Source organism: Microcoleus sp. LAD1_D3, assembly GCF_036702135.1.
GTDB lineage: Bacteria > Cyanobacteriota > Cyanobacteriia > Cyanobacteriales > Microcoleaceae > Microcoleus.
The window spans coordinates 1-8,988 of sequence record NZ_JAUBSB010000108.1 but is presented as its reverse complement, the minus strand read 5'-3'; the positions used below and the strand labels follow the sequence as shown (position 1 = coordinate 8,988).

Here is an 8,988-nt window from a genome sequence, read left to right as displayed (position 1 = left end):
TTCTACTCCGTTCGACTTGCATGTGTTAAGCAGACCGCCAGCGTTCATCCTGAGCCAGGATCAAACTCTCCGTGTTGGATTGTTTTTTTTGGCTTGAGTCAAGTTCTTTCCACGCTAGCCCTGAAGACTGGTTTTTTTCCCTTGACTTTTTTCTCGTTGTTTGTGATATTGAGTATTAGCTTTCGCCTTGACTCTCTATCTTAATTTTTTGACGAGGTTAATAGTGCTTTAAGCTTTCAAACTATTTTTTTTTCTAGGTTCAGCGCCGGGCGGGGCATCGCTTCAAGCTGCCCTTTTTTCGACGTTTATCAACTATAGCGTTCTTACTCTGGTGGTGTTAGTAGAGGGAACCGAATCTTTTTGTAGTAATTTCTCTACTTGCCTATTTCTACTAGCTGCAATATTGCATTGAATTCAAGCTGATAGAGTGGTTCATTTAATCTAGCCAGGAAGACTGTGTGCAGCCGAGTCGGTGCTCGCTCCTCCCTTGTTGCATCTGGGCTATTTCGTGAATCGAGTATAGGTGCCCAATCGCCGAATCTTTGGGTCGCTTCGTTGCAGGTGCAGCTTCGTTTAAGTTTTTTAAGATGTGTGGTATTTGGGCAGGGATGTGACTGCTTCAGTTGTCACAATCCCTATCCGACTCCGAATCTGAAGAAATTCCTGATTGGTGACGAGCAATTTTAGATTTTAGATTTTAGATTTTGGTGGATGCAAGGATTAAAGTCACGCATCAAGAGCATCGAGTGCCGATCGCTTTCTTTCCCAAGGCAGAAGCCCTAACCCCTGGATTTGTTAGAATCGTTGGTCATGTGGAGCGGGTGCATCTCCAGAACCTGCTTTTAGGAGAATTGTTGACAATGTGGCTAAAATTTGGTGTTGCTCTCAGTGGCGAACTGACGAGCATTGATGGAGTTGTGCGCGGAAAAACTCAGCTAACTTGCCTCTACTGCGGTGGCGGATTGACAGCGAAAAAGGGGAAAGTGAAAGAACATCACTTCGCGCACACCGAGGACACTTGCAAGCCCGTGTCGCAGCGGATTAAAACCAGAGCTTTCCCATCGCTGCCTCTCTATGACAACTTCACCATCCAGCTTAAGGGTGAGGAATTGGAGCAATTGAAAGTGCTGTGGAAAGAGTACGGCACACAGGATTACGGTATTCCCAAAGACTTGGTAAACTTTCGGTGGGAGCTCAAGGGATTGCTGGAGTCAGTTGGCGATCGCACTTATCAATTTACCGACTTGGGTAAAATCCCAGTGGGTGCTCTTCCCCTGGCGCTGTTCAACAAAGTCCAAGAACCTTTGCTGCTGTCGGAGCTGGCTTCATTGGAAGGCTCTGTAGAGATTGCTTTATCTGCGGGGTTATCCTGCTTAGAAGAACGGCGGGCTGATTTGCTGATTTATCGAGCGCAACTTCGTCGGATTCTAATCAATTCGCTCTATTTCCTTGAGGTAAAAGCTGACGAGAGCTGCTTCTATAAAATTGGAATTACTACTAGAGCGATCGAGGAACGAATCGCGGAAGTGCAGCGGGATGTGAGGGCGCATTACTCGAATGTGGTTGTCAATTTGCTGGGATTGTTGGAACGCCGGGGGAATGTCGAACTGTACTTTAAACACCGGTATCAACCCTTTAATTACCGGATTGGCAAGCTGACGGAGTATTTTGTGTTTCCCAATGTCAAGCTTATTCTGACTGATTTGTATGAGATGGAACCCAAAGTGCTGAGCGAGATTGAGGTGGATGTACTCAATTGCGAGCAATCAGATTCCGCTCGCTGCCAATCAGTCAACAAGGGCGAACGCACGAGCGAAAGCAAACCCGTCCCGTAATTGAGTTAAAGGATTGTTCGAGCTGCTTGTCCCACCAAATCAACAAAATCAGTCTTTGTTCGCTCGAAGCGATCGACACTCTCAAACCGTTATTTTTGCGTTGTGTTTAAGGCGCGCGGGGCATAATGTAGGCTTAGACCCCTCGCTGTACCCCGATCGCTTTGAAGAAGATTTAGAGCCAAAAAAAGAAAGTGGATTGCAACGCGGAGCCCAGCACCAAATCCATAGCTAGGCAGAACAAGAGGCGCAGTGTGACACGCTCGTAGTTGTGGTATCTGGGTTAGAAAGTGTTTAATCACCGCATTGGGCAACGGGCGTTCGTATTTTGTGTTTCCTAACGTCAAGGTTGTGCTACGGGATTTGTATGGGATGGAGCCAAAAATTTTGAGTAAGGCAGTTTCGCGGGGAAAATTAAGTATTATCAATACGAGAGCGTGCTTGCTACAAATCATCCGCACCGCACCCAATCAAGGCATAGATTGCGCCGTTTGACAAAAGCGGCTCGCATTACTTGGAGGCTTACGCCGCCTTGATAAGTAGCCCAACAAAGGTTGTTGCAAGCAGCCACTACCTTCACAGTAGGTCGAACGATCGATTTGGTCGTTTCAATTCTACCTAGATAATCAGGAAAACAAATTCAATGGCAAAAAAAGCAAAAAAGCTCTGGCTTTCTTCTTCTCCCAAACAGTCTAAACCTACAGTGCCTGATACTGAGAAACAATTAATCGAACAAAAATGTAATGAGTTAATTCAAACAGAATTTAAGCCCAAATATATCGACTCTCCACCCACAGACCATGATTTCAATTATCGAACGGATATCTTTGGCAAGTGGTATCGCAACTATTTTTACTTCTGCTCAACTTATAATTGTCCGAGTCCGAGGGCGATTTCCCCGTCTTTGGAGTCTCGCTCCGCCCGCCTAGAATATGTTGGGCCAGATTGTTTTAATGTAGCCTACATGAGACATACGGGACAATGGTGGGAAATTCTGCATGGTTTGTCTTTAGAAGAATGTTTATCGGAAATTAGAAACAATCCCCTGTTACATCCTTAATTGTTGCTCTAATTGGCAATCGTTCTTTTAATTATCGAATTGGCTCTCCTGACGGAGTATTTTGTGTTTCCGAACGTCAAGAAAGTCCAGCTAATCGCTCACTGAAAACGAGTTAATACTTTGTTGAAACGAGGGCAAGCGCTGTTCAAATTCCTCAGCACTGGTAGAGAATACAACAATCCAGATATTGCTCCCCTGCTTAATCGTGTACATTATCTGTTTGGCAGTTACACCCGAAATTGTGGCTTCTGTCACGATCTGACCTGCCTGATAGCGGTCAAGCGTCACCTGCTTCCGCTCCACTACGCGATATTCGCTGGGTAATTGTTTGGTAAGTACATCCAAGTATGTATCTGTTGTCACTGTAGATCCAACTGGCTCTGCAGCAAGAGCGACATTACTCAGAACACCTGATTTACTAACCTTCGAGTCAAAAGCCCAGATGACGAATGCGGATGGATTCTGCTTGAGATACTGAGCTATCTGCTGATAGTAGGGCCCCAAAGATTCCAGCTTCTGAACCACCACGTCCAGATATTGGCTGAGATCTCCGCCGCTATAACTCTCCGGTAACTGCAATTGTGCACCGCGTCCCTCAAATTTTTTCCAACCTGGGATGGTGGTTTGTGTGGCGGCAAACGGACTTGATGTTTGTTGAGAGGTTTGTGGCTGCTTGCAACCTATGACTAGGCAAGGTAGCAACAGACAGAGTACCAGCAAAAAGTTTTTTTTACTCATGGAATTAGGATTTATACCCCAACTTGGTATCACTCATGATTGTACGTCTGAACGCAACTTGGTATGAGATTTGATATATTTTTGGTACTTCGGCGAATGTAACTTTAACACTCACACCTTTTTCTTTGTGATGAATTTCATCTAAATAGCCAGCAGATTGATTTATCTTGTACTTGGACACAGGTCACGGCCAGTTGGCGGTTTATGGCGCGCTTGTAGCTCTCTTCTTCAGAAATCCGTTGTAAGGTGGTGGGATGGCGGAAATATACCACACCGCAGACACCATCTATGCTCATGCTATCCTCGGCACAAGGTCTTTCTCCACGCCCTTGTAATCCCCACGTCATTTTTGTTTGCCCGCCATCTTCCCAACGCAAAGTCCTTCCTCCGCCTCCAGCCCAAGAAACCGACTCATAGATGCAGGTTTGTTTAAGTTCTACTTTGTCTTGACGAAGCAACCAACAGGAAACAGATGCTCCCTCAATTTTGCCTGCGCGTGCAGGTGTGGCAACAATGCCCAGTGCTAAAATCGGTAGGAAAACAGACAAAGTTTTCACATTTTTATCCACGGTTAACATATTCGGAAATAAGGGGAGTGTCAAGCTTAGCAAGTTCTATTGTCACCATGACCAATCTATTACCAAACTTGTTGCCGATCGCCACCAATACGCCAATTTTTATCGAGTCATGTTTGGTTTCACATTACCTGCTGATTCACAAGCAAGGACGTGACAGACTCAACCCAACTTACAGCGAAGGGCGATCGCACTCGTTCCTGCTCTGCGAAGGCAGAGCCTCAAGCAAGCGGTAGGTTGCGACATAGGTTAATCTTGGAGAAGACCGATATAGGGGGTGGTATCCAGCAAAAGTGACAGATAACACCCAAGAGCCCGGACTCAACCTGCTTTCGTTTCTGTTTAATTCCTTAAAACTAGGGTGTTATCTAGCAGAGCTGACGGATAATCCACCCCCCGGTAAAGGTGTTATCCAGCACATCTTTTGAATACTGAAGTTTCTACTGTCCCGGCTTAAACGGGTAGCCACGATGCTGATTAAGCAAACAAAAACAGCGCTAAGTTCCCTAGGTTATGAACTAGATTGCAGTGAGGAGGCTTTTGGTTATCTAAGGGATTCCTCCGATGTACTCGGACAGCCAGAGCAATTGCGACGGAGGATGCAACAAGACGGTTATTTATACTTAAAAGCCTTTCTTAACTCTCAAGAGGTTTGGCAAGCTCGTCAGGAAATTGCAACTTGTTTAGCTGCTGAGGGAAGCTTGGAACTCTCAAGCCCTGTTCTAGATTGCATCGCTAAACCTGGATTAAACATACATTTCCGTCCCGATTTAGCAACCAGGAGTTCAACACTGAAAACACTGCTTTATTCGGGACGGATGATGGAATTTTTTGGAACTTTTTTAGGCGGTCAAGTCCGGCATTACGATTACACCTGGCTTAGAGCCGTCGCCCCAGGAAAAGGAACTTACGCTCATTGTGACATTGTGTATATGGGACGGGGAACTGACAAGCTTTACACGGCTTGGACTCCATTAGGCGATATTCCTTGGGAATTAGGGGGGTTAATGATTTTGGAAAATTCTCATCATCTAGAGACTATTAAAAATAGCTATGGATGTAAAGATGTCGATCGCTATTGTGCCAACAGAAAAACGGCTCATTTGTATGCCTCCAATCAAAAAGGGTGGGATGGAGCCTTATCCAAAAACCCGGTTTCTTTGCGCTGTAAATACGGAGGACGTTGGTTGAGTTCCGAATTCGAGGCTGGAGATGTTCTGATTTTTGGTATGTTTACCATTCATGCGAGTTTGGATAACCATTCTCCTTCTATTCGACTCTCCTCGGACAGCCGTTATCAATTGGCATCGGAACCAGTGGATGAAAGGTGGGTTGGCAGTAACCCTATTGGTCACTCTACTGCTGCTAAGCAAGGTCAGATTTGCTAGAAGAAGACTTTAGTATTGTGTGTTTGAATTAAAGTGTAGTCAGCCCGCCTCGCTACCGCACCAGGCTCGGAGCGCTCAAGTATCGTTTCCTCAAAAACACAGTTATGTACATCTTCCGTCTTCAGTTACTTAATTACAAGTCATTCCGGGATTCTGGGGTGTTAGAATTCCAACCTGGCATCAATATTATTGTGGGAGCCAACAATTCAGGAAAAACAGCGCTGCTGGAAGCTTTAAGCTTAAATTTCGAGAAGAAATCCCATCGCAGTCTCAAAACATTGCTACATTTTAATTCAGACTCATGCGCCAAAGTTTCTCTAGTAGCAGACAAGTCGGCAATCGAAGAAGTTGCCAAAAAACTATCAATTGATTTTCAGTTCGTTTACAGTGACAAAACAGACCGAACTCTATCGGCTCAAACTATGCACAGCCTTTTTCTAGAGTGGTTGGAGGTTCGTGCTGCTGTAGAAATTAGAGTTAGGATGGAGGAGAGCTGCAAGGTAGCTGAAATAGAGAAAAGCTTAAGCGATAGCCTAACCTTTAACATCTATTGCGTCAACAAACAAGACTACCTTATTGATAGAGCGTCGGGTGTTAATTTCAATAGGAACACTGCCGACAACGAAATAACAACCAGAATTGTTCAATATTTTAGTTGCCATACATACAGGCTTTATGCAGAACGCCCCAATTTAGCAAGCTGCTTATTTGGCGATCGGTCTGAACTGGAGCCGGACGCCTCGAATTTGGCTGAAGTCTTAAATCAACTTCAACTTTCTGGAAAAAAGAAACTTTTTAATCGTTTTTTGATGTATATATCCACTATTTTTCCTGAAATAGGCGAAGTTTCTGTCAGGCCTAAGCCCATCATCAAAGATTCGAGTGGGATTAACGCGAGTCGCAGAAGCCAGGAATTAGAAATTTTAATTTGGTCGAAAGAAGCATCTGAAAATGATAGAGAAGATTTAGCATTTCCCTTGTCAGAGTGCGGGACTGGTATTGGTCAGGTACTGGCAATTCTTTACGCGGTGTTGGCTTCCCCAGCTCCTCGAACAATAATCATTGACGAACCCCAATCTTATTTGCATCCAGGGGCGGCTAAGAAACTGATAGAAATCCTCAAAGAGTTTCCGCAGCACCAATATTTTATTGCCACTCATTCGGCCGAAATTATTTCCGCTGCCAATCCCTCAACTATCGTGAAGCTGCGGTCTGAGGGCGGGGAAACGAAAGCATCAATGATGAATTCGCAAGATATCAAGGAACAGCGCTCTCTATTAGCCGAACTGGGAGTCAGTTTGTCTGACGTTTTCGGTGCGGACAGCATCCTCTGGGTGGAAGGGCAGACCGAGGAGCGGTGCTTTCCGTTAATTTTGGAAAAAGTAGCCAAAAAGCCTTTAAGGGGTACTCAAATTATTGCTGTTAAGAATACTGGCGATTTTGAGGGAAAACGCGCTCATCTCGTATTTGATGTTTACGACAAACTCAGCGGTGGCAGCAGTTTGTTTCCCCCGACGGTTGGATTTGTGTTCGATCTGGAGGAGCGCTGTCAGCAAGAGATGAAGGATTTGCAGAAAAGAAGCCAGCACCCAGTTAAATTCCTGGAGAGGCGAATGTATGAAAATTACCTGCTCCATCCCGATGCTATAGCAGCCGCACTCAATCATGAAGATGCGGGGCGAGAACAACCTGTTAGTGGCGAAGAAGTTCGAGAACGGCTCGAAACCCATAAATTAAATAAGAATTACTTCCCAAAACCCAATACTCAGCGTTCAAAAGACGATACTTCAAAACATCTAGGTAATGCCGAATGGATTGGCAAAATTGATGCTGCAAAAGTCCTCAATGCGCTATTTGCCGATTTATCAGAAGCGCGGGTCAAGTTTAAAAAAACCTCGCACTCACTAATGCTCACGGAATGGCTGCTTGAAAATAACCCAGAACACTTTGCCGATCTAGCCCAATTTTTGCGAGGTATCCTTGACAAAGGTAAGGCAGCGCTGGATTGACGCGAGTGTGATCGCTCCCAACACCCGGATTTTGGGAGAAACTAAAACCAAACCCCCAACCCATCCGCCATGCTCAAACTTTCGCTTGCCTGCAATCCCCGCTTAGTCTGTGCCGTCCGAAGTCCTCCACTTTATCTCGAATTACCTAATGAATCAAAAAATCCCTGAAATAAATGAACAAATTGCCCAACTTATAGCTAGCTTGCCCAGCGATCGCCTCCTACAGCAAGCTAAGACACCAGCTCAGATAGAGGAATGGCACAAAGCAAGACAAACCCAGCTTCTTTTGGCTGAGTGCTGGAAATCTAAGTGGCTTGTTAAGGACTATTACCCAGTTGAGGAAGCTCTAAAACGGCAAGAGATTTCTCAACGAAAAGCTGAGTTAATGAACTGCTGCGTTAATGAGTACAAAGCCCGGTGGGAGCTTTGCAAAGTTGCTGAAAAATATGTCAAAAAATGCCACGCAGAGCTTCAAAATTTGACAATTTCTGTAGCGCAGTGTCCCCAGCTCTCCGCCCATTTATCGTCCAAATTTTTGCACCAAGCTAGCCTGAGACAATATCCATTTCAATCAGCCTATGATTTATTTGCGGAAACTTTAAAAGAAGATGCGGACAGTTCTTTCTCTGTATGTCTGGAACCCTACTATGAGGTTCCGATGAAAAAGTGGAGGCAAGTAGGTAAGCAGTACACTCAACTTCTGGATCGATCCGAGTTGGATGGCACTTACCCACAACTTAAGAAGGCAGAGGAGCAGAGATTAAAAACAAACTTAGTTTGGCACAAAGTTTGTTTTTCTTGGATTGGGATGGTTCTGTGGACGTGCCAAATTGAGGCAAAAAATGACCCATTGCTCAGAAAGCAATTGGTTGCCTACAACAAATCGCTGTGGGAAGCACTGAGTTTAGGAGTGTCAGCTAGCCGCAATTTGCACGGCTGGGCATGGCACAAAGGGGAATTGCTTTGCACGGATGGGGCAGGCGGCATTTACCGCAAAGCTTAATAAAACTTCAAATCTGGATCGCATTGCCTCTGACGCTTGGGCAGTCCACATTTACCGCAAAGCTTAATAAAACTTCAAATCTGGATCGCATTGCCTCTGACGCTTGGGCAGTCCACCTATGCTGGATTGCAATAGTTTCACAAAAAGGAGCCTTTTTCCTCATGTTCGACCTTCAGACCGCTATGGTTGTGTCAATTTTCCTTGGTGTTTTCATTGGTATAGCCCAGTTTCGGCAATCTCCAGTAATGCTTTTAGGGGGCTTGGCTGCTTTCGGTATTTATTACTTTCTGTTTCTGCATAACACCTTACTAGTACAGCTCGGCGAAAATAGAATACCCACTAAACCGCTAATACTTTACCCTTATAAGTCCACTTGAAGGGCT

At 45.0% G+C, this 8,988-nt stretch carries 8 protein-coding genes and 1 rRNA gene; 6 read left to right on the top strand and 3 right to left on the bottom strand.

The genetic code is table 11. The annotated features are described in order from the left end of the window. A 16S ribosomal RNA gene (locus QUA74_RS28745) occupies positions 1–76 on the bottom strand; the annotation flags it as partial. 631 nt (positions 77–707) lie between these two features. Between QUA74_RS28745 and QUA74_RS28740 the strand changes: the two genes are divergently transcribed. Both QUA74_RS28740 and QUA74_RS28735 read left to right on the top strand, forming a co-directional pair. After that, positions 708–1,835, top strand: coding sequence for a GIY-YIG nuclease family protein (locus QUA74_RS28740; protein ID WP_333335985.1), 1,128 nt, complete (start codon positions 708–710; stop codon positions 1,833–1,835). A 640-nt stretch (positions 1,836–2,475) separates the two neighbouring features. Next, positions 2,476–2,892, top strand: coding sequence for a DUF3024 domain-containing protein (locus QUA74_RS28735; protein WP_333335982.1), 417 nt, complete (start codon positions 2,476–2,478; stop codon positions 2,890–2,892). 90 nt (positions 2,893–2,982) lie between these two features. Here QUA74_RS28735 and QUA74_RS28730 read toward each other — a convergent pair whose 3' ends face one another. Together QUA74_RS28730 and QUA74_RS28725 are read right to left on the bottom strand one after the other, a co-directional pair. After that, entirely contained in the window at positions 2,983–3,630 is a 648-nt protein-coding gene (locus QUA74_RS28730) for a hypothetical protein (RefSeq protein ID WP_333064448.1), read from the bottom strand. Positions 3,631–3,767: 137 nt separating this feature from the next. Continuing rightward, positions 3,768–4,208, bottom strand: coding sequence for a hypothetical protein (locus QUA74_RS28725; protein ID WP_333335979.1), 441 nt, complete (start codon positions 4,206–4,208; stop codon positions 3,768–3,770). A gap of 47 nt (positions 4,209–4,255) precedes the next feature. Here QUA74_RS28725 and QUA74_RS28720 point away from each other — a divergent pair, with 47 nt between their 5' ends. The 4 genes from QUA74_RS28720 to QUA74_RS28705 all read left to right on the top strand — a co-directional run bounded on the left by QUA74_RS28720 (position 4,256) and on the right by QUA74_RS28705 (position 8,605). Next, positions 4,256–4,441, top strand: coding sequence for a hypothetical protein (locus tag QUA74_RS28720; RefSeq protein ID WP_333335976.1), 186 nt, complete (start codon positions 4,256–4,258; stop codon positions 4,439–4,441). Positions 4,442–4,675: 234 nt separating this feature from the next. After that, positions 4,676–5,593, top strand: a complete 918-nt coding sequence (locus QUA74_RS28715; RefSeq protein WP_333064452.1) for a phytanoyl-CoA dioxygenase family protein — start codon at positions 4,676–4,678, stop codon at positions 5,591–5,593. A 104-nt stretch (positions 5,594–5,697) separates the two neighbouring features. Continuing rightward, on the top strand, positions 5,698–7,602 hold the full coding sequence (locus tag QUA74_RS28710) for an AAA family ATPase (protein ID WP_333335972.1): 1,905 nt from the start codon (positions 5,698–5,700) through the stop codon (positions 7,600–7,602). A gap of 148 nt (positions 7,603–7,750) precedes the next feature. After that, on the top strand, positions 7,751–8,605 hold the full coding sequence (locus QUA74_RS28705; RefSeq protein WP_333335969.1) for a hypothetical protein: 855 nt from the start codon (positions 7,751–7,753) through the stop codon (positions 8,603–8,605). Positions 8,606–8,988 lie beyond the last annotated feature (383 nt).

Excerpts from the sequence above, each read along its gene's own strand:
- QUA74_RS28730 (WP_333064448.1), bottom strand. The coding sequence starts at position 3,630 with ATGAGTAAAAAAAACTTTTTGCTGGTACTCTGTCTGTTGCTACCTTGC.
- QUA74_RS28725 (WP_333335979.1), bottom strand. The coding sequence starts at position 4,208 with ATGTTAACCGTGGATAAAAATGTGAAAACTTTGTCTGTTTTCCTACCG.
- QUA74_RS28710 (WP_333335972.1), top strand. The coding sequence starts at position 5,698 with ATGTACATCTTCCGTCTTCAGTTACTTAATTACAAGTCATTCCGGGAT.
- QUA74_RS28720 (WP_333335976.1), top strand. The coding sequence starts at position 4,256 with ATGACCAATCTATTACCAAACTTGTTGCCGATCGCCACCAATACGCCA.
- QUA74_RS28705 (WP_333335969.1), top strand. The coding sequence starts at position 7,751 with ATGAATCAAAAAATCCCTGAAATAAATGAACAAATTGCCCAACTTATA.
- QUA74_RS28715 (WP_333064452.1), top strand. The coding sequence starts at position 4,676 with ATGCTGATTAAGCAAACAAAAACAGCGCTAAGTTCCCTAGGTTATGAA.
- QUA74_RS28735 (WP_333335982.1), top strand. The coding sequence starts at position 2,476 with ATGGCAAAAAAAGCAAAAAAGCTCTGGCTTTCTTCTTCTCCCAAACAG.